The organism is Mycetocola lacteus (assembly GCF_003667575.1).
GTDB lineage: Bacteria > Actinomycetota > Actinomycetes > Actinomycetales > Microbacteriaceae > Mycetocola > Mycetocola lacteus.
Genome location: NZ_RCUY01000002.1, coordinates 467,300 through 486,338, shown reverse-complemented (window position 1 = coordinate 486,338; position 19,039 = coordinate 467,300). Strand labels below are relative to the sequence as shown.

The following is a 19,039-nucleotide window of genomic DNA, read 5'->3' as shown; positions in this document are numbered from 1 at the left end:
AGTTTGGATACGCTAGTGTATTCAATACACAAATGTATTCGATACATCGGTGTATCGCAATTTGTAGTGGAGAAAGCTGAGGATTTTATGAGTGCAGATACGGGAGAAACGCCGGTCGTCGAAAGTGCACGTCGTAAGCGGACCCGCGATCGCCTCATCGATGCCGCCTATGACGTGTTTGCCGAGCATGGGATCGCCGCGGCGACCGTCGAGCAGATCACCGAGCAGGCCGGTTTCACCCGTGGTGCCTTCTACTCCAACTTCGAGTCCAAGGAGGAGCTGTTCTTCGCCCTCGCCGACCGTGAAAACCAGGTGCGCTTCGACCGCCTCGAGGCGGGACTGACCGCCTACCTTCCCGAGCGTGGCCAGATCACCACCGATCAAATCTCCGGCATCGTGCGAGACTTCCTCGGTCTACAGCCCGATAACCGCTCCTGGTGCCTGATGCAGAGCGAGTTCCAGATGCTCGCGCTGCGCGACCCCGAGGTAGGTAAAACCTATATCTCGGGCGAGAACCGCGCCATGTCGATGCTCGGTGCCCGCCTGGACGAGCTGGTCGCGATGGTGGGGCTGCGCTTCACCATGGACTCGCGTGAGCTCTCCCAGGTGCTCGGGGCTATCTACTCGGATGGCATCACCCGCGTCATGCTCGCCGGCTCAAGCAACCCCGGCCCGGACACCATTGACGAAGTTTCGGACACCATCGCCCGCATCGTCCAGGCCTTCACCGAGCCGATCCCCGCCTAGCTCGTTCCGTCCCCCCCCGGAGTAGCCTGCTCCTTCTCGGCTTCCCTTCGGGCTAGCTCGTTCCTCCACAGGCTCCCCTTCCCGGGTCGTTCTCCACAGTCGGGCGGAAAACCTGCCGGAGGTAATTGCGAATCCTCATATTCTGTAATGCAGAGGGTGATTCTACGAGGAGCGGGGCAATGCGATTGTGGCGTGTCATGCGTTTTCTGGGCTTGGGTGAACGAAACGTCAGCCAATCGCCGATTCTTTCCGTCAACCGTGATTCAGACATCGGAATTGGTCAAAGCGATATCGAGGCATTGGCGGCTCGGGCATTGGCTGATGTGATCGATAAGTGGCCCCAGTGGGTTCACCGACGAGTGGACAGTGTGCACCCGCTTGAAGGGGAACGCGGGCGACTCAAACACTCGATTGACTGCACGCCGGTTCCCGAGCCGTTGCTCGCGTATGACCAGACCGAACGCGTACGCACCGACATCAACGATGTTCACGGGTTGTTGATGGTCCCCCTGGCGTTCATCGCCAAGGGGCCAATGCGTCATCTCGACGCCGTAGATGCGCACGGAAACTCTTTGCCACTCATGGGAGCATCCGAGAGCAACCCTCTTATGCATGAAACCGTTTTGGTCTTGCTTGAGGCTTCCGGGGTGAGGAGAAGTGATGAGCTTGAGCGGATCGTGCGGGTGATTTTGTCGGACGCGGGAATGAAGTATTCGGCACAGGTACGAGAGCTGTGTGAGGCGGGACGGTGGAATGGGGAGCAGATCTGGGCGGAAGACATCTTCTTATCAAACGATGTTGTTGACCTTGTAGAGAAACTAGCGTCGAGCTTTCTCCTTATCGGCCTCGTGCCTGCTCGAGATAGCGGGATTCGGCAGGTTGTGAAATTCTCCTACCACTGGGTCATCGAGGAAGAGCAAAGCATAAAAGCGAGATTCTTGAACCTATTCGTGGCAATCGGATGGGCCGAAAAAGAGATCGTCATCAACATGCACATGCCCCACGCGACAGCCTCATACCACCTTGAATTCCAGACACCGCCGCAATTGGACGTGCGAAGCCTTCACCTCCCAAGCTCCGATGTCCCGAATCCCGTTTTCGGACCTACGCTGGATGACGATTCTGGAGTGCCGGTGGCTCACGTCCATGGTGCCTACGGTTTTCTGCCTAAAGATGATGCAATCGTGCGGCTTGCGGTTCCCTGGAGAGGGCTGCGGGTGGTGACCCTATTCGTGACGTCCCTCACCGCCCTCATTTTTTTTCTCGCGCTGTTTCTGGACGGGGCCACACCGACACTGAGAGAAGTGGGTGGGAACGCTGCTGCCCTCTTTCTAGCCGTACCAGCGGTCTTTATCAGCTTCCTTGCCTCAACGTCAGAGAATGTGTCGACCTCACGAGTATTGGTACCGCTGCGCATCATGCTCATGACGTGCGCCCTGCTTTTGTTTGCTATGGCGGGAAGCTTGGTTGGGAAGCTCCATCTTGGCCCCCTTCTCATCCTGTGGTGGGTTGGGTTCATCACTTCGCTGGTACTTGCGTTTCTCCTTGTGAGCGCAGGGCTCGTGAGACGAATCTTCAATGCAAGGACCTAGAGCACGTAACTGAGATCACGTATACTCGCGGTATCAACTTCGGGTGAATCGAAAGTGAGGAATGTATGACGACCAAGCAAGAAAAGAGCGGTGCAAGCGCACGGCGATTTGTTGTTCGAGGCGCGCGGATTTCCTCAATTGCTGGAGGTAAAACCCTGTCGGATCGCGCATCGAGAAAGACAAATCAGGCAGCCGAAAGCGCCTCGGTGATGAGCTCACCTTCGTCTCGAGTGGGCAAGAGCCGATTCGCCTAGGTTTCCCCAACCCTTTACGAGCTCATTTCAATAATCCTTAGCTGCAGTGGTGAGGGTTATTCCGTGTCTGGACTTCATTTCAGATCACTCGCGTAGTTCCAGCCCGGGTATCGCTCCACGAGGGTGCGAACCTCACGCCAGGGGTCACCGGGAGCGGGATGCCAGAGCTGACCGGGCCGGACCAGCGCGAGTGTATACGGGGTGTGTTGCAGGAGCGCACTCACCGCGATGACTCCGAGCGTAGCGACGTCGGTTGTGCGGGCGTGAGTTTCGATGCGAAAACGGCGCAGGCGGTACCGTCTCGGGTCCTGCCACTCGTGAAACAGGGTGATCGCGCGTGGCGCGAGTTCCGCGGCCGAATAGGTCAGTGGAGCGAAGCTCGCGCACTGCTCTGTGCCGTGTGCCTCAGCTCTGTGGCGGTTGTCACAGGTGTTCGATTCGATCAGACTGCCCGTGCGGGGGATGATTGCCCAGGCCAGATCCAGTGCCGCGAGCCGCACCGAATACTCGTGCAGGGGCGCTTCGAGCGCGAGGAGTTCGGCGAACGTCGCCGAACTGTCAGTGGGGCGCAGAGCCTGGCCGAGCGCGAGCGCGGTAGCTAGCTCCGAAGTGCGCAGGGTCATCGCCCAGGGCTCGGGGAGTGCCGGGGGCAGGTTGAGCGGCGAATCCCATCCGATCCACCGCCGCCGCGTGCGGCCCGAACGGTGCATGGAGTCCCAGCGCATCGGGTCCCCAAAGAGCCAGAAAAATGCGGGAAATACCAGATCCGCGGGTGCCCAGAGCGCATCCCAGGATTCGAGGATTTCGTGGGCTTCCGCCACCGGGAGGCGCTCGGCGTATCCGCTCCACTCGGCCGCAACGTGAGCGGGTTCCACAGCCCAGTCCCATTCCCAGTTTCGGTCGGATTCCGGGCCGGTGCTCGTCCGCGCCGGCGGGTGACGGTCGCCACCGCCCACAAAATGACCCCGCAATTCGCCCGCTCGGATCATGCCAACAGAAAAGCAGGCGTGTCGTGCCCGAGTCTGCTCGGGGCAATCCTGCCCTGAACTATCCTGCCGTGCCCGATCTTGCTCGGGGCAATCCTGCCCGGAAAAAACCGGCGCGCCGCAATTTTGGCCGGCCCTATTCCGCGGCGACTCCGTCATTTCAATTCCTCGGCTCTCGGGATCGTCCATCGATACCCGACTGAGAGTCTAGGGGACGGCACGAAGCGGGCCGGGCACCGAAGAACTGGTTCGCCAACGGCCAAAGACTAGGAGCGGACTCGACCAGCCCGAGTCTTCGTGAACCTAATGAGGTCGCGGCTCTCAGCGGTGAGGGCCGAGGCAACGTGGCCAGTCCTGGCGAACGTCGCCCAGTGTGCGCGCATCAGACGGCCCAGACGCTCGGATTCTGGTTCCTGAGTATCGCAGTCGAATGCGGTGCCTGCCCAGGCTTCGACGGAGCCCAGAAGCAACACCAACTCGCTCATATGGGCGGGGCCGGTTTTGCTCGCGGGGGATGCCCAGCGGTATCGATAACGGGTCACGTTTCCCCCAGCGCGCGCCAGCCGCCGACCGAAATTGCGCAGTGGCAGTCCATAGACGACGTAGGTTGTCGGCACAATCAGAAGGGCGCGCATCAGGCGGCCGAGAACCGAGTGGCGGCGAATGCGCCGCAGCCCGGGGAGCAAGGGGAGGTAGAGGCCGGTTTCCTCGGTGGTGTGCCCGATCAAGACATCAATGCGAGGAGCGGATTCGCGCCAGGCCGCCTCTCGTGCCGCGGCAGAGGGCAGCGGGGCCGCGCCATACTCGGGCCCAAACGGCAGCTGCCCGGCAAACCCTCGCCAGGATACCGCGCGTTCGATGCGGCTGTGATGGTCGACCAGCTCGCTAACCGAGGCTTCCATGGGAGGTCGGGATATTGACCGCGCGGCCGTGACTACCGTTCGCCGGTGCCGACTGATGCCCACCGGGGCACTCTGAATAATTGCCCGTCGAAACAGGTTTGTCGTACCCTGAGCGATCATCAGATGGGCGATCGCATCCCCGCCGGCCGACTGTCCGAATAGGGTCACCAAATCCGGGTCTCCGCCAAAAGCCGCGATGTTTGAGCGCACCCACTCCAGGGCAACAGTGAGATCCAGAAGGCCAAGGTTTGCCGGGACGCCGGAATCATGGCCGAGAAATCCAAACACCCCCAGCCGGTAGGTGACCTGCACCACAATCACGTTCTGCTCGGACACCAACAGTGCCGGATCATAAATCGGCACCGAACCGGCACCGGTCGAATAGGCACCTCCATGCACCCACACCATCACCGGTAGCGAGGACGTGGCCTCAGCATCCTGCGGGGTGATGATCGATAACACCTGGCAGTTCTCGGTCTGATTCAGCGACTCGGGGGACTGCCTCAGCAGGTGCGAGAGCACGGGGGAGAAGCGCTGCGGGCAGGCTACCGGACGATCATTGGGGAGCGTCACATTCATGTTCGCCGAGGTCCCGGCATACAGCTGCGTGTCGGCCGTGGCCTCATCCGGTAGCTGCGGGTCCGCCGCGTCCGATGACGTTCGCGCTGGCACCGCCGCTGGCACCGCCACTGGCGGCTCGAACCGCCCAGCGGTGGCGTATCGGATCCGCTCGAATCGGGCCACGTTTTGCGAGGTTCGGCCCTCATACCCCGCCCGGGTTGTTCGCATGGCCCTCTCCCACCTCGCCGCGTCCTGCGGCGATCGATATCCGAGAGTCTAGGGGAAAACACGAAGCGGGCCGGGCACCGAAGTGCCCGGCCCGCCGCCGTATTCGCTACTCGCTAGGCGAAGCGCTTGGGCAGGGTGTCGACGTGTGCGGTGCGCAGCTCGTCGAGGCCCACGGTGAAGACATCCTGGACCTCGAGGGTGTTCGAGGAGGCGTCGGTGACACCGATGCGCTGCACCGGGTAGCCGCGGCCCTCGCACAGTCCGCGGAAGCGAACGTCGTCCTCGCGGCGCACCGAGACCAGCACGCGGCCGGTCGACTCGGAGAACAGGGCGGTGGTGGTGTCCACGCCGTCACGCTCGATGATGTCGCCCAGCCAGATGCGGGCACCCACGCCGAAGCGCAGAACACCCTCGGCGAGGGTCTGTGCGAGACCGCCGTCGGCGAGGTCGTGGGCGGCGCTGACGAGGCCCTCGGCCGACGCTGCACGCAGCAGCTCACCCAGGACGATCTCGCCGGGCAGGTCCACCTCGGGCGGGGTTCCACCGAGGTGGCCGTGCACGGTGCCGGCCCAGGCCGAACCGGAGAGCTCCTCGCGGGTGGTGCCCAGGAGGTAGAGGTTCTCGCCGTCGTCCTGCCATCCGCTCGGGGTGCGGTCAGCGACGTCGTCGATCACGCCGAGCACACCGACCACGGGGGTCGGGAAGATCGGGGTGTCACCGGTCTGGTTGTAGAAGGAGACGTTACCGCCGGTCACCGGGATTCCCAGCTCGAGGCAGGCGTCCGAGAGGCCGTCCACGGCCTCGGAGAACTGCCACATGACCTCGGGGTTCTCGGGGGAACCGAAGTTCAGGCAGTCGGTCACGGCGGCGGGAACCGCGCCGGTCACGGCCACGTTGCGGTAGGCCTCGGCCAGGGCAAGCTTGGCACCCTGACGCGGGTCCAGCTGGCAGAAGCGGCCGTTGGCGTCGGTCGCGATGGCGATACCCAGGCCGGTCTCCTCGTCGACGCGGATCATGCCGCCGTCATCGGGGAAGGACAGCGCGGTGTTGCCGAGCACGTAGTAGTCGTACTGGTCGGTGATCCAGGACTTATCGGCCTGGTTCGGCGATGCGACGATCGAGAGGAACTGCTCGCGCAGCTCGGTGCCTTCGGTGGCGCGGGGCAGGGCCTCGCCGCGGTCGGCGCGCAGGGCGTCGAGCCAGGTCGGGTAGGCAACCGGGCGGTCGTAAACCGGGCCGTCCACCGCGACGGTGGTGGGGTCTACGTTGACGATCTCCTCGCCGTGCCAGTTGATGATCAGGCGGCCGGTGTCGGTCACCTCACCCATGACCGAGGTCTCCACATCCCACTTCGCGGCGACGGCCAGGAAGGCGTCGAGCTTCTCGGGGGTGACCACGGCCATCATGCGCTCCTGCGACTCCGACATGAGGATTTCCTCGGGGGTCAGGTTCGGGTTGCGCAGCAGGGTGTTGCTCAGCTCGACGAACATGCCGCCATCGCCGTTTGCGGCCAGCTCGCTCGTGGCGCAGGAGATGCCCGCGGCACCGAGGTCCTGGATGCCTTCAACCAGCTCATCGCGGTACATCTCGAGGCAGCACTCGATCAGCACCTTCTCGGCGAAGGGGTCGCCGACCTGAACGGCGGGACGCTTGGAGGGGCCGTCCTCCTCGAAGGCAACCGAGGAGAGGATCGAGGCGCCACCGATGCCATCGGCACCGGTGCGGGCACCAAACAGGACCACCTTGTTGCCCACGCCCGAGGCGTTGGCGAGGTGCAGATCCTCGTGGCGCAGCACTCCCACGGCGAGGGCGTTGACCAGCGGGTTGCCCTGGTAGATCGGGTCAAACACGGTCTCGCCGCCGATGTTGGGCAGGCCCAGGCAGTTGCCGTAGAAGGAGATACCGCCGGTCACACCGTGCAGGACGCGTGCGGTGTCGGGGTGGTCGATGTCGCCGAAGCGCAGCTGGTCCATGACGGCCACCGGACGGGCACCCATCGAGATGATGTCACGGACGATTCCGCCGACACCGGTCGCGGCACCCTGGAAGGGCTCCACATAGCTCGGGCTGTTGTGCGACTCGACCTTGAAGGTCACCGCCCATCCCTGACCGATGTCCACCACGCCGGCGTTCTCGCCCATGCCAACCATGAGGTTCTTGGTCATCTCCGGGGTGACCTTCTTGCCAAACTTCCGGAGGTAGTTCTTGCTCGACTTATAGGAGCAGTGCTCGCTCCACATAACCGAGTACATGGCCAGCTCGCCCGAGGTAGGGCGGCGGCCGAGGATTTCACGGATCTTGAGGTATTCGCCCTCGGTCAGACCAAGCGCCGCATACGGCTGCTCGCGTTCCGGGGTGGCGATCGCGTTGGCCACGGTATCGGCCTCGGCGGCCGCGGCAGACGCGGCCTGGTTCTCTACGGTGGGGGGAATAGCGGTCACGGGTACGGTTTCTCCTCGAAGCAGCTGGTGCCGGACACCTCCCATCCTAGAGGGTGCGGGGGCCTACAAATCACCGTTCTGAACGCCCGACCATACGGCCTCGACACGCCGCGGATCATGCCGCGGTATTTGGGGTCAAGATCGGTGTGGTCCTGGCTCAGGATTCGGGCCGGTCGGGGTGCAAAAATGTGACCACCGGCAGGCGAACATGGCAAGGCCCCGGACACCCTGTGGGTGCCCGGGGCCTGATCGGGGTGAGCCTATTCGGCGCTCACTCCGGCGCGCGAACGGCGCACGCGCAGGACGGTTAGTCCGGCACCGGCGAGGGCCAGGACTCCGGCTCCGAGTGCCAGCGGCATCCAATTGGCGGCTCCGGTGTGTGCCAGCTGACCACCACGGTTAGAAACCGGCGCGGCAACGGCCGCGGGCGTTGCGGTCGGGGTCGGGTCGGTGACCACCGCCGTGGGTGCCACGAAGGTGAACGTCTGCGGGAACGTGGAGTTACCGATGTTCAGAATCAGCTCCTGCGGACCCGGCTGGTCTGAGGTGACCTCCAGCAGGTTGACGCCGTTGGCATCGGTTCTGAAGCCCACACCCTGCTCTACTACGGAGAGGTTGCCGGGGAGGGACCAGCCGAAAGCTACGTCCGGAACTCCGGCACCCGACTTGTCGGTGAGGGTGATCCGGACGGCACCGCGTGCGGTGCCGTCGGCGAGAATGTCGCTGGTAGTCACCGGGGTGATCGCCACCGTGTAGCGCGTCAGCGGGAAGTTCAGCACACCGGTGAAGCGGCCGGTTGAGTCGGAGAAGTTGTAACGTGCAACCGTTTCGTCGGGTCCGCTAATCGGGAACAGACGGTCACCGTCGGCGTTGCCCTTAAAGGGCACGTCGGTGAGGAGGTTTTCAAATCCCGGTGATTCTGCGAAGGGGACAACCATCGCGGTCGAGACGAACTCGGTGTCCGTGTAGCTCGCGTCGACGCTCACGATGGTCACATCCTGGTTGGTGACATCAACGCGCTCAGGGTCAAAACCATGGACGCCCGCGATGCGGTTGGACGAGAGGTTCAGCTGGGCGGTGAGGCTCTGGAGCGCGGTCGGTAGGACGTCCTCGACCAGGTTATTCGAGAGATCAATATCTGTCGCGCCGGTGGCCTGTTCCAGCCCGGTCAGGTCGATGATCCCGCGACCGGCGCAGTCGATGGTGGTCAGCGCTGCGATCGACTCCGGGGTGACGACACCACCGGGAATCTGCTCGGCCAGGCAGGCGCGCAGCGCATTATCCGGGATGCCGGCGTTGGCATCGGCGGCGGGTGCGGCGAAGGCGGCCCCGGCACCGGCCCCGATAATGAACGTGGAGAGAGCGAGCGCGGATGCCGCGCGGGCGAAACGAGTGTGCATGTTTCAACCCTAAGTTGTTCCCTGGAAGGATGTCTGGCGGGTCCTAAGCTGAGATCTAATTGTAATAGAAAGCCAGACCAGGACCCCTATTTGAGGGTCAATCTTGGGGTTTGCGATCGCGGTTTTTGAGTATCCGTACAACCGTTAAGGCAACCCCGGCGAGAACCAGGATGGCCCCGATAATGATGATTGGTGCCAGGCCCTGCGCGCCGGTCTCGGCCAGCTGGGCGGCACCCGTGCCGGCGGCGGAGGGCAGCACGGCGGCGGGCAGGACGCCCATGCCCACCGGAGCGAGGATTCCGGCCAGTGCGGGAATCGCCAGCAGCGTCAGTAGGAAGATGATCGCGCGATTGGGGTTCGTTGTTGTACCCATGTCGCGAATCTACTCCGAGTTTTCAGAAAAGTCGAGGGTCAACCAGAGGCTGATCCGTCTCATCCCCGGGGCGGAATCCCGGGTAAAAACCCGTGTTTTGGCTGGGCGTGATGTTAGTGTTCCGAGGTGAATGAACTGCTGACCCCCGCCCTGATCGCCCTGTTTGCCGGTGGCGCGCTCGCCGTGGTGCTGATTGTGCCGTTTGTCGCGGCAAGCTACCGCAGGCGGGGTGGCCTTTCATTCTGGCGGAGCGTCGGCTGGCTGGCGTTCCTAATTTACATGCTTGCAATCTGGTGCTACACACTCCTGCCGATTCCAAGCAGCGCCGACTATCGAGCCAGCGGTGTGCAGTTGGATGTCATGGATGGGATCCGCGACATCGCGAACTATCCGCATGCGAGTGTGCAGGAACTCGTTCGCAACACCGCGGTGCTCCAGCTCGCGCTCAACGTGGTCCTGTTTATCCCCTTTGGTTTCCTGATGCGTACCCTGTTCCAGCGTGGATTCTTCGTGGCCACGCTGTCGGGATTCGCGCTGTCGCTGCTGATTGAAACCACCCAGCTGACCGCCGTTTGGGGCCTGTTCCCGCGTCCCTACCGGGTATTTGACGTGGGCGATCTGGCCACCAACACCCTGGGTGCCCTGGTGGGATCCCTGCTCGCATTTGTCTTTGTGGGCTTCGCCCGGCGCGAGGAGGTGCGCCAACGCGAGCCGCGGCCGGTCACCGCCGGACGCAGGTTCCTCGGTTTCATCTGTGACCTCCTCTTCCTTGGCCTGTTGGGAGGCGGGCTCGTCCTGTTGGTCCGTGCCTATCGGGCGACCGCTCTGGGACAATCCGGGGTCGAGCTTGCTGCCACCACTCAGACCGAGGTGTTGGTGGGCCTGATCCCGATTGCCATCCAGTTCCTCTGCGTGATGATCGGTGGTGTGACGGTAGGAGAATCCGCGGTGATGTTGGCACCGGTCTACCACCGGGTGCCCGCGATTCTCTCGCGACTGCTCCGTTTTGTCTTTGGTCTCGGCGGGTATGTGGCCCTCACCACGATTGAGACGCCGGTGACCGCGGTGATCCTGCCGTTCTTTGTGCTGGCCTCGATCATTGGGGTCTGGGCTACCCGGGATCGTCGCGGACTGGCCGATGCGCTCGCCGGAAGCTCGGTGGCCGATAAGCGTCTGGTTTCGCACGGGATGTTGCGAGATCGCCCCGCGTCAGTTGTGAATTAACTGGGGAATTTGCGTTGCGTGTGCTGCGCGCTTGCAGCGATTCGAGGCAGGCCGCACTCTAGGGAGGGAGCGGGAATCGCCCGGTGAAAGGGACGTACATGGCGGCATCAGGATTCGGACATGGCTGGGTGAGGGTGGCCCAAATTGAGGCCGCACGGGTATGGCATGCGCGGACCAGTCGATGGATCCTCGGTGTGGCCATGCTTCTGGCAGCGTTGGCTGCCGCGGTCCCGGCAATCGTGTCCGGGTTGATCGCCCAGGACAACCCGGTTCCGCCCGACCTGAGCCTCGATGATCCACAGGTGGTGCACTCTCTGTATTTGGCCGGTGCCGGAATACTGGCCCTCCCGGCACTGGTGTGGGGTGTGCTGATCGGGGACCCGCGGACTGCTCGTCGGCGTTCAGCACATGGGCAGCCTGATACCGCACGAGTGCTGCCGGTTCAGGAGCCCCAGATGAGCGCCGCGGCGGCGTCACCGGCGGCGGCCCAGATTCGTCGCGGGAGCCTGGCCGATTCTCGACTGATTCGTGCCGAATCGGCCGCCGCCCGCGAGGAGCACCTGCACGCGCGTGCCGAGGTTCGCGACCGGTCGGTGCGTATTTCAGAGCGGGTATGCGCGGTGGCCGATCCGCGCAGCGTGGTGATCGCCCGCATTGTTCTGGGCGCAGGTGCCGGCGTAGTACTGGGGGTATCCCTGATCGTGGCGGCGTTTGTTGCCTCGACGGTTGTGTTGACCCTGTTTGGGGCATCACTCTGGCTTGTCGGCGAACACCTGCTGGTGATCGGAATGCGGATGGTGCTGGTCACCGCGATTATCACCGTGATCGGTGCGGCTCTGGGTGCGCTGATTCACGGGCTGGCACTCAGGGCACTGCGCCCCCTTCTGTTGGGGATGATGGCTCTGGTTGTGGTGGTGGGAGATGTGGCCGTGAGGATCGCGCAGCTTTCCGGTGCGCTGCCCGAAACCGCAATTCGCTATGTGCCCAGTGTTGTTGTGCGCGCTGCGAGCGGTGTCTTGGGGACCGGGTTCCCAGCCGCGACTCCGTTTGCCGTGTCCGGTACTCGTGCGTTGGCCCTACTCGCACTTGTGGCCCTGCTCGCTATTGCCGCCGCCGTGACTCGGGCCGCGATGATTGATAAACGCACCCTCGAACGCTGAACCGAAACCACAACGGCCCGCCGGGACTCGCGAAAGCGAATCCGGGCGGGCCGAATGAGTGTGACGGTTAGACCGCCAGCAGGGCCGTGAGGGCCGAGGTGAAGAAGGCCAGGCCGTCGGTTCCCGAACGCATGGCGTCCGCGGTGTCCGGGCCGAAGCCGGGCTCCACTGCGTGCTCGGGGTGCGGCATCAGGCCCACCACGTTGCCTGCGGCGTTGCTGATGCCGGCGATGTCGCGCATCGACCCGTTGGGGTTGACCCCGGAATAGCGGAAGACCACGCGGCCCTCGCCCTCCAGACGATCAAGCTCCTCGTTCGAGGCGATGAAACCACCCTCACCGTTCTTCAACGGGATGATGATTTCCTGGCCCTGGGTGAAGGCGTTGGACCAGGCGGTGTCGGTGGACTCCACGATCAGGCCCTGGTCGCGACGAATGAAGTTACCCTTTTCGTTGCGGATCAGGCCGCCGGGCAGCAGGTGTGCCTCGGTCAGCATCTGGAAACCGTTGCAGATTCCCAGCACCGGCATGCCGGCGTTTGCGGCCGAGATAACCTCGGTCATGATCGGCGCCCGCGCGGCAATTGCACCCGCACGCAGGTAGTCGCCGTAGCTGAACCCACCGGGCAGAACGATCGCGTCCACGCCCTGCAGATCGTGGTCGGCGTGCCAGAGAGCTACCGGCTCGGCACCGGCGATGCGGATCGCGCGCTGAGCGTCACGATCATCCAGCGAACCGGGGAAGGTGACCACACCGATCCGGTGGGTCATGCCTGGGCCTCTTCCACGCGGATGCTGGTGACATCCTCGATGACCTGGTTGGAGAAGATCTCGTCGGCGAGGGTGGCGACGTCGGCGAGAATCTGCTCGGTGACCTCACCCTCGACGGTGAGTTCGAAGCGCTTGCCGATGCGCACGTCGGTGATGGCGGAGTGGCCCAGACGGCCAAGTGCTCCGGCCACGGCCTTACCCTGCGGGTCCAGCAGGTCGGCCTTCGGCATTACTTCTACGATGATTTTTGGCACCAGTGTCTCCCGGTGAGTCAGGGGGCGGATACGCATTCAGTCTAGTGGGCGATTCGCAAGAAATTTGCCACCGGCCGGTGCGCATGACACTCCGAAGGATGCCGCATGTTTTCGGGGGCTGATCACCCCGAGAATCGGACGGCCGATGGGCGGATACGACGGTAAGTTTTCCGGAGATTCGTTGGGCTTGATAGCGTTGCGGTGGGAATGAATGACTCTCGACCGGATGTGGTTGGGAGATGGGGGAAGACCAAAATGTCTGAAAACGATCGTTGGAAGCCGCCGGCGCAGCCAAATCCGCAGCCGAACCCGAATTCGCAGCCAGAATCCGGGGGGCAGGCCGGGCCGGCAGAACCGCAGCCTAGGTTGCAACCGGCACCAAACGGACAGCCGTATCCGCAGCCACAGCCGTATCCCACGGGTGCGCCATCCGGTCCTGGCGGTCCCGCTGCCCCCCTCTACGGACAGCCCCATGCGCCGCAGGCCGGAGGCCCGGCCGGGCAGGCGGGCTATGGAACCTCGGGATCGTACGGGACCTCCCGTTCCCTATTTCCGGTGGGCCGCGGCCCCCAGGGGTCGGGACCGCCCGCGCTCGCCCCGCCTCCCGGCGGGTATGGCTATCCCCAGGGCCCGGGTCCCAGCCGAAAGAAGCGCGGCTGGATTATTGGTCTGGTCGTGACCCTGGCGGTGATCGCCCTCCTGATCGCACTGCCGTTTATCGGCTCAGCCCTCCTACAGTCGGCCGTGGGAAACCTGGGGGCGCAGAACAGCCAGGCCGGCAAGGTCCCCACCTACACCCTGGCGGAGCGTCCGGGCATGCCCGCGCTCCAGGACCGCACTGTCGCGATGTATGACGAGTATTCGAACCGGCTCAGCGACGGTTCGATCTTCACGATCGTGCCGCGTACCGACGCCGGGCTCGGCTATGTGCGTGACTTCCTGACGATCCTCGCGGATAAGAAGGCCGCGCTGCGCTTCATGACCGACCCGGTGCTGAGTAAGGCGAGCACCAACCAGTACGAGCTGGACGCCGAAATCCGGATCAAGGATGACGAACTCACCGAGGTGGAGCGAAAGTTCCTGGCCGGGGAAGACCTCGGTGTCACGATCAGGGTGACCAACGCCGACGGTTCGGTGTACGAGTCCGACGGTTCGGCCACCAAGATGACCGAGGACCGCGCGGCGGCCGAGAAGGCCGTCCGGGAGCGCCCCGCCCAACGCGATGACCAGGGGTCGTACGCGCAGTCGGCCGCCGATCTGGCCGCCGAATTTGGCCTGCTACTGGACTTCAACTACGACTCGATCTATGCCAACTGTGTGAGCGCGCCGGGCACCGACATCACCCACGTGGTGGCCTCGTACTGCCGGGCAACCCCGGATCGGATCTACGTGAATCCGGGGTTTGGTGGCTATCCGGCCAACCTCACCGAGCCGACCTTCCTCGACACCATCCGGCACGAGATCGCCCACCACGTGATCGGTCAGATCTGTGGAACGTCCTCGCCGGTGATCACCGGCGAGCTCAACGAGGGCGTCACCAACTCGTATGCGGTGAAGTATCTGGGTGCCGATCGCGACTATCTCAACCGTTCGGCGAATTCCTTTCCCCAGTATCTGATGACGGATCAGACGGACGACCTGGCCCGGCAGATCGGTGAGCTGAGCCGCTGCGAGTAGCGAGCCAAATCGGGTTACAGCGTGCGCAGGATCGCGACCGCGTGCAGATGCCAGTGCTCGGCGAGCGGCACAGCGGCGGTATACATGCCCGCGTCGTGGGTCGCGCCCTGGAATTCGATTGCGCTCGCCGAAACTCCGGCCCGACGCAGCGCCCGAGCGTAGGCGGCACCGTCCCCGCGGAGGGTGTCGTACTCGGCGATGATGATGTGGGCGGCCGGAAGCCCGCCGAGATCGGCGGCGTGCAACGGCGAGGCCAGCTGCGTGCGGGCCTGATCGGGGTGGGCCAGATAGCGCGACCGGATCGCACGCAACTCCCGAGCGACAAGCACGCGCGGCACCCGCATCTCGCGCAGCGGACGCAGGTCGATGTGTTTTCCGGTGAGGTCAAGACTCGGTACCTCAAGGAGCTGCAGGCGCAACGGGTGCCCTGCACGCTCGCGGTTGGCCAGGGCCACCGCGGCGGCGATGTTCCCACCCGAGGAGGCGCCGGTGATGCCGATCCGGTTCGGATCCAGGCCCAGCGCTGATGCCTGAGTGAACAGCCAGTCGAGCGCCGCATATCCCTGCTCCACCGGGGTCGGAAAGTGGCTGCCCGGCGCGCGAGCGTAGTCCACCGCGAGGTAGGCGACGCGGGCATCCTGGGTGCGGCGGCGGAATCCCGCGTCCACGCTGGTGTAGTCGATTCCGCCCACGTGAAAGGCCCCGCCGAAAAACGCCAGCACGGCGGGGAACCCGGTCTCGGGCGCGGGGGTATCGGGCAGGTAGAGGCGCACGCGGACCTCGGGGAACCCGTGAACCGGAATCACAAACTCGCGTGTGGTGAGGTCGGGCCCGTCGAGTCCGACCCGACCGTGGAGCTTGCGATCCCAGAGCAGCGCGTTACGCTCCTCCCAGGCGGGGGTGCCGCGCGGGACCCGGTGGGCCTTGGCGGTGGTGAACGCGTCGAGGGCGCTGGTTGGTGAGATCTCCCGCCAGTGTGCGGTGGCCTCCGGCCCGGAGTCTTCAGGGGCGGGATTCGCGCTGGTGCAGGGGTCCTCGAACTCCTCGTCCGTTTCCGCCGGGGCGCTCGCGTGGTGAGGGTCGGCCGCCGGGCCCGCCCCGGGATCGCGGAGTCCCGCCCCGGGACTCGCGCCGCGGCCAGCGCCGTGACCGGTGCCGACTTCGCGCAGGCGCGCGGGCAGCTCACGGATCGCCGTCAGGGTGCGCCGCGGGAGACCTCGGATGGTCTCCACCACACGCTGACGGATCTCGGTAATGGTCCCGGCGCGGTTTTCTCGGAGCTGACGCTCAAAGTACGGGTCCAGTGGCATCCGCATCCCTCCTTCCGGCCGTACCCCCGCACGGCCCTGTGGTCCAGGGTAGCGATCCGGGCCCGGCTGGAACAGGGCATCAGCACAGAACCCGGGATCTCGCAGGGAGATCCCGGGTTCTCGGTGATGCGGCCTGGACGGTTAGGCCCCGCGCAGGCGCTCCAGCAGCTCGCGGTAGCGGGCGGCGGTGCGCTCGCGAATGTCGAGGGGCAGCTCGGGTGGGGTACCGGTCTTGTCCCAGTTGGCCGCAAGCCAGTCGCGCACGATCTGCTTATCGAAGCTCGCCATCCGTGCGGCCGGATCGGTCTCGGATGCGTAGATGTCGGCGTCCCAGTAGCGGGACGAGTCGGAGGTCAGGACCTCATCGGCGATGGTGATCGCGCCGGTTTGGGGGTCGCGGCCGAACTCAAACTTGGTGTCGGCGAGGATCACCCCGCGCTCCTCGGCGATGGCCGAGGCGCGGCGGAAAATCTCCAGGGACAGATCGCGCAGGGCGGTGGCATCCTCGGTGCCCACCAGCTCGATGCTGCGCTCAAAGGTGATGTTCTCATCGTGCTCGCCCAGCTGCGCCTTGAACGCCGGGGTGTAGAGGGGTTCGGGCAGACGATCACCGTTGTGCAGACCCGCGGGCAGCGGGATGCCGCATACGCTCTGGCTTACCTGATACTCGGCCCAGCCGGAACCGGTGAGGTAGCCGCGCACCACGGCCTCGATCGGGAACATGTCCAGCGACTTGGCGCGCATCGCGCGGGCGGCCACCGGCGCGGGCAGGTCATCGCCCAACGGCAGCAGGTGGTTGGGCACGAAGTCCAGCCGCTCGAACCACCAGTTGCTCAGGCTCGTCAGCAGCTCACCCTTTTCCGGGATCCCGGGGGAGAGGACGTGGTCAAACGCGCTAACCCGGTCGCTGGCAACCACCAGGATTTCGGGCGCGGGCGCGCCTTCGGCAAGGCCCGCGGGACGGTAGAGGTCGCGCACCTTCCCGGAGTAGAAGTGGGTCCATCCGGGCAGCTCTGCATATTCGCTCACGCCTCCATTATGGGGTATCGGGCGTGTCTCAAAAACCGGGCCGGGAATTCGCTCAGCGGTCCCACCGCGGGCTTCCTGCGCGGGCGGCTTCTGCGGAGTAGGGTCAATGCATGAGCACTCCCGTGACCTCCACATCCTCCTGGCGGCAGCTCCTGCCCGGACAGCACGCCGAACTGCGCGTTTTCCATGTGGATACCGGCCTGGATGAGCTGGTCTATCGCGAAAATGAGGCCGTGATCGAAGCTCCGAACTGGAGCGTGGACGGCGACTGGCTAATCCTCAACCGCGACGGCCTGCTGTACCGGATCGCGCCCACCGGTGGCGAACTGGAACGTCTGGACACCGGGGAGCTCACCGATTCCAATAATGACCATGTGCTTTCGGCAGATGGCCGGTTCCTCTATGCGTCCTCCGAGGACGGCCACCTCTACGAGGTGCCGCTGCCCGGCGGACCCGCGCGGCGGGTGACCCACCCGGGTGACGGCGTCCCGATGCACTATCTGCACGGCATCTCCCCGGATGGACAAACCCTCGCGTTTATCGGGTCCCTGCCCGCCCGGGGAATCGAGGACTACAACGTCCTCATCGCGGATGTGGCGACCGGCGCGATTGACGCGCTGACCACGGCCGCGGCTCCGCACGATGGATCCGAATACGATCCGAGCGGGGCATATGTGTACTTCAACTCCGAGCGGGCCTCCACGATCCCCGGGCACTCGCAGCTGTTCCGGATGGGCGCCGATGGGACCGACATCACCCAGCTGACCTTCGACGAGCGCGTGAACTGGTTCCCGCATATCTCTCCGGACGGCACCCGGCTGGTGTACCTGAGCTACCCCGCCGGAACCCTCGGCCACCCGGCAAACCTGCCCGTTGAGCTTCGCCTATCTACCCCCGAGCTGGATCCCGCCCACACCCGCACCGTGGTGTCGCTGTTTGGCGGGCAGGGCACGATCAACGTGCACAGCTGGGCTCCGGATTCGACCCGCTTCGCCTACGTTGCCTACCCCGTTACCGAGGAGATGAACCGATGACCACCCCGATTTGGCGCACCCTGCTGCCCGGCCAGCGCACCGAGGTGCGCGTCTATGACGTGACCACCGGCACCGACTCCCTGGTTTTTGCCTCGGAGACCGACCTTTTGGAAGCCCCGAACTGGCACCCGGACGGGACCTTCCTGGTGCTCAACCACGAGGGCGGCCTGGTCCGGGTCCCGCTGAGTGGCGAGGGTACCGCCGAGGCGATCCCCACCGGCAACCGCGGCGACCTCAATAACGACCATGTGCTCTCCCCGGATGGTGGCACCATCTACGCCACCGCGAAGAACGGGCACCTCTATGCGATCCCTATTGCCGGCGGCACCCCCACCCAGATCACCCGGGATGATGACGGCCTGGTGAAGCACTACCTGCACGGCATCAACGCCGGTGGCACCCTGCTCTCGATCGTGGGGCTGAGCTTCCCCCACGGCCCCAATACCCCCGAGTTCGCGCGGTTCCGAGTGGCGCTGGTGCGGATCGCCGACGGCGCCCTGATCCCGCTCAGTGCCGCCGCCCGACCCGAGGATGGGGCCGAGTTCGGACCCGACGGGTCGCTGTACTTCAATGCCGAACCCGAGGGATCGGCCCCCGGCCACGCGCAGCTGCACCGGATGTCTGCTGCGGACGTGCAGGGCACGCTGGGTGAGGTCAAGGATCCGACCTCTCCGCTCTCGATTGTCGAGATCCTCGGTGAATCCGCCTTCCCGCTGCTGCGGGCGATCGAGCACGTGGAGGACTGCGCGCTGCCTCGGCTGGTGGGAGAGCTCCCGGCGGACACCGTGGCGAGCCTGGCCGATGGATCCGGGCGGGAGTTTGTCCTGCCGGTGGCGCACCAGCTCACCAACGACGAGCGGGTCAACTGGTTCCCGCACCCCTCGCCGAACGGGGAGCACCTGCTGTGGCTGTCGTATCCCGCGGGGACGCTGGGTCACCCGGAAAACCTCGAGGTGGAGCTGCGCTTGGGCACCCCGGACGCAACCGAGGCACGCACGGTCGCCCGCCTGTTTGGTGGGCAGGGCACCACCAACGTCAACGGCTGGTCGCCGGACTCGACCCGGTTTGCCTACGTGGCCTACCCGATCGGCTAGTTTT

General features: G+C 64.7%; 16 protein-coding genes. 7 read left to right on the top strand and 9 right to left on the bottom strand.

Annotated features, from left to right (window positions below; translation table 11 throughout):
* Window positions 1-87: 87 nt before the first annotated feature.
* Window positions 88-747: a TetR/AcrR family transcriptional regulator gene (locus D9V34_RS04275; RefSeq protein ID WP_121687645.1), complete on the top strand. Its 660-nt coding sequence runs from the start codon at window positions 88-90 to the stop codon at window positions 745-747.
* 179 nt (window positions 748-926) lie between these two features.
* The gene (locus tag D9V34_RS04270) at window positions 927-2,339 is read left to right on the top strand and encodes a hypothetical protein (protein ID WP_121687644.1); all 1,413 of its coding nucleotides are present in this window, start codon (window positions 927-929) and stop codon (window positions 2,337-2,339) included.
* A gap of 328 nt (window positions 2,340-2,667) precedes the next feature.
* Here the strand turns inward: D9V34_RS04270 and D9V34_RS04265 are convergent, their stop codons facing one another.
* The 5 genes from D9V34_RS04265 to D9V34_RS04245 all read right to left on the bottom strand — a co-directional run bounded on the left by D9V34_RS04265 (window position 2,668) and on the right by D9V34_RS04245 (window position 9,484).
* Window positions 2,668-3,468, bottom strand: a complete 801-nt coding sequence (locus D9V34_RS04265) for a hypothetical protein (protein WP_121687643.1) — start codon at window positions 3,466-3,468, stop codon at window positions 2,668-2,670.
* A 377-nt stretch (window positions 3,469-3,845) separates the two neighbouring features.
* Window positions 3,846-5,270 carry a carboxylesterase family protein gene (locus D9V34_RS04260; RefSeq protein WP_121687642.1) on the bottom strand — a complete coding sequence of 475 codons (1,425 nt, stop codon included), beginning with the start codon at window positions 5,268-5,270 and terminating at the stop codon, window positions 3,846-3,848.
* A 113-nt stretch (window positions 5,271-5,383) separates the two neighbouring features.
* Window positions 5,384-7,756 carry a phosphoribosylformylglycinamidine synthase subunit PurL gene (gene purL / locus D9V34_RS04255; RefSeq protein WP_121687641.1) on the bottom strand — a complete coding sequence of 791 codons (2,373 nt, stop codon included), beginning with the start codon at window positions 7,754-7,756 and terminating at the stop codon, window positions 5,384-5,386.
* A gap of 215 nt (window positions 7,757-7,971) precedes the next feature.
* Complete coding sequence (locus D9V34_RS04250) at window positions 7,972-9,111, bottom strand: Ig-like domain-containing protein (protein WP_121687640.1); 1,140 nt, start codon at window positions 9,109-9,111, stop codon at window positions 7,972-7,974.
* A gap of 97 nt (window positions 9,112-9,208) precedes the next feature.
* On the bottom strand, window positions 9,209-9,484 hold the full coding sequence (locus D9V34_RS04245; protein ID WP_121687639.1) for a hypothetical protein: 276 nt from the start codon (window positions 9,482-9,484) through the stop codon (window positions 9,209-9,211).
* 126 nt (window positions 9,485-9,610) lie between these two features.
* Between D9V34_RS04245 and D9V34_RS04240 the strand changes: the two genes are divergently transcribed.
* Together D9V34_RS04240 and D9V34_RS04235 are read left to right on the top strand one after the other, a co-directional pair.
* Window positions 9,611-10,708, top strand: coding sequence for a VanZ family protein (locus D9V34_RS04240; RefSeq protein ID WP_121687638.1), 1,098 nt, complete (start codon window positions 9,611-9,613; stop codon window positions 10,706-10,708).
* Between the two features lie 194 nt (window positions 10,709-10,902).
* A complete protein-coding gene (locus D9V34_RS04235) occupies window positions 10,903-11,868 on the top strand; it encodes a hypothetical protein (RefSeq protein ID WP_121687637.1) in 966 nt (321 codons plus the stop codon).
* A gap of 67 nt (window positions 11,869-11,935) precedes the next feature.
* Here the strand turns inward: D9V34_RS04235 and purQ are convergent, their stop codons facing one another.
* Both purQ and purS read right to left on the bottom strand, forming a co-directional pair.
* A complete protein-coding gene (purQ, locus tag D9V34_RS04230; RefSeq protein WP_121687636.1) occupies window positions 11,936-12,637 on the bottom strand; it encodes a phosphoribosylformylglycinamidine synthase subunit PurQ in 702 nt (233 codons plus the stop codon).
* Complete coding sequence (purS, locus tag D9V34_RS04225; RefSeq protein WP_121687635.1) at window positions 12,634-12,891, bottom strand: phosphoribosylformylglycinamidine synthase subunit PurS; 258 nt, start codon at window positions 12,889-12,891, stop codon at window positions 12,634-12,636. Before purS ends, purQ begins: the two co-directional genes overlap by 4 nt.
* Before the next feature lie 555 nt (window positions 12,892-13,446).
* On the opposite strand from purS, the gene D9V34_RS04220 reads away from it, so the two are divergent.
* Complete coding sequence (locus tag D9V34_RS04220) at window positions 13,447-14,568, top strand: hypothetical protein (RefSeq protein WP_147441610.1); 1,122 nt, start codon at window positions 13,447-13,449, stop codon at window positions 14,566-14,568.
* A gap of 14 nt (window positions 14,569-14,582) precedes the next feature.
* Here the strand turns inward: D9V34_RS04220 and D9V34_RS04215 are convergent, their stop codons facing one another.
* Window positions 14,583-15,878, bottom strand: a complete 1,296-nt coding sequence (locus tag D9V34_RS04215) for an alpha/beta hydrolase fold domain-containing protein (protein ID WP_121687633.1) — start codon at window positions 15,876-15,878, stop codon at window positions 14,583-14,585.
* 141 nt (window positions 15,879-16,019) lie between these two features.
* Window positions 16,020-16,907: a phosphoribosylaminoimidazolesuccinocarboxamide synthase gene (locus tag D9V34_RS04210; RefSeq protein ID WP_245991896.1), complete on the bottom strand. Its 888-nt coding sequence runs from the start codon at window positions 16,905-16,907 to the stop codon at window positions 16,020-16,022.
* A 110-nt stretch (window positions 16,908-17,017) separates the two neighbouring features.
* Between D9V34_RS04210 and D9V34_RS04205 the strand changes: the two genes are divergently transcribed.
* Together D9V34_RS04205 and D9V34_RS04200 are read left to right on the top strand one after the other, a co-directional pair.
* Window positions 17,018-17,941 (top strand): TolB family protein, encoded by a 924-nt coding sequence (locus D9V34_RS04205; protein ID WP_121687631.1) that lies wholly within the window; start codon window positions 17,018-17,020, stop codon window positions 17,939-17,941.
* On the top strand, window positions 17,938-19,035 hold the full coding sequence (locus tag D9V34_RS04200; protein ID WP_121687630.1) for a TolB family protein: 1,098 nt from the start codon (window positions 17,938-17,940) through the stop codon (window positions 19,033-19,035). Before D9V34_RS04205 ends, D9V34_RS04200 begins: the two co-directional genes overlap by 4 nt.
* The last annotated feature ends 4 nt before the right edge of the window (window positions 19,036-19,039 follow it).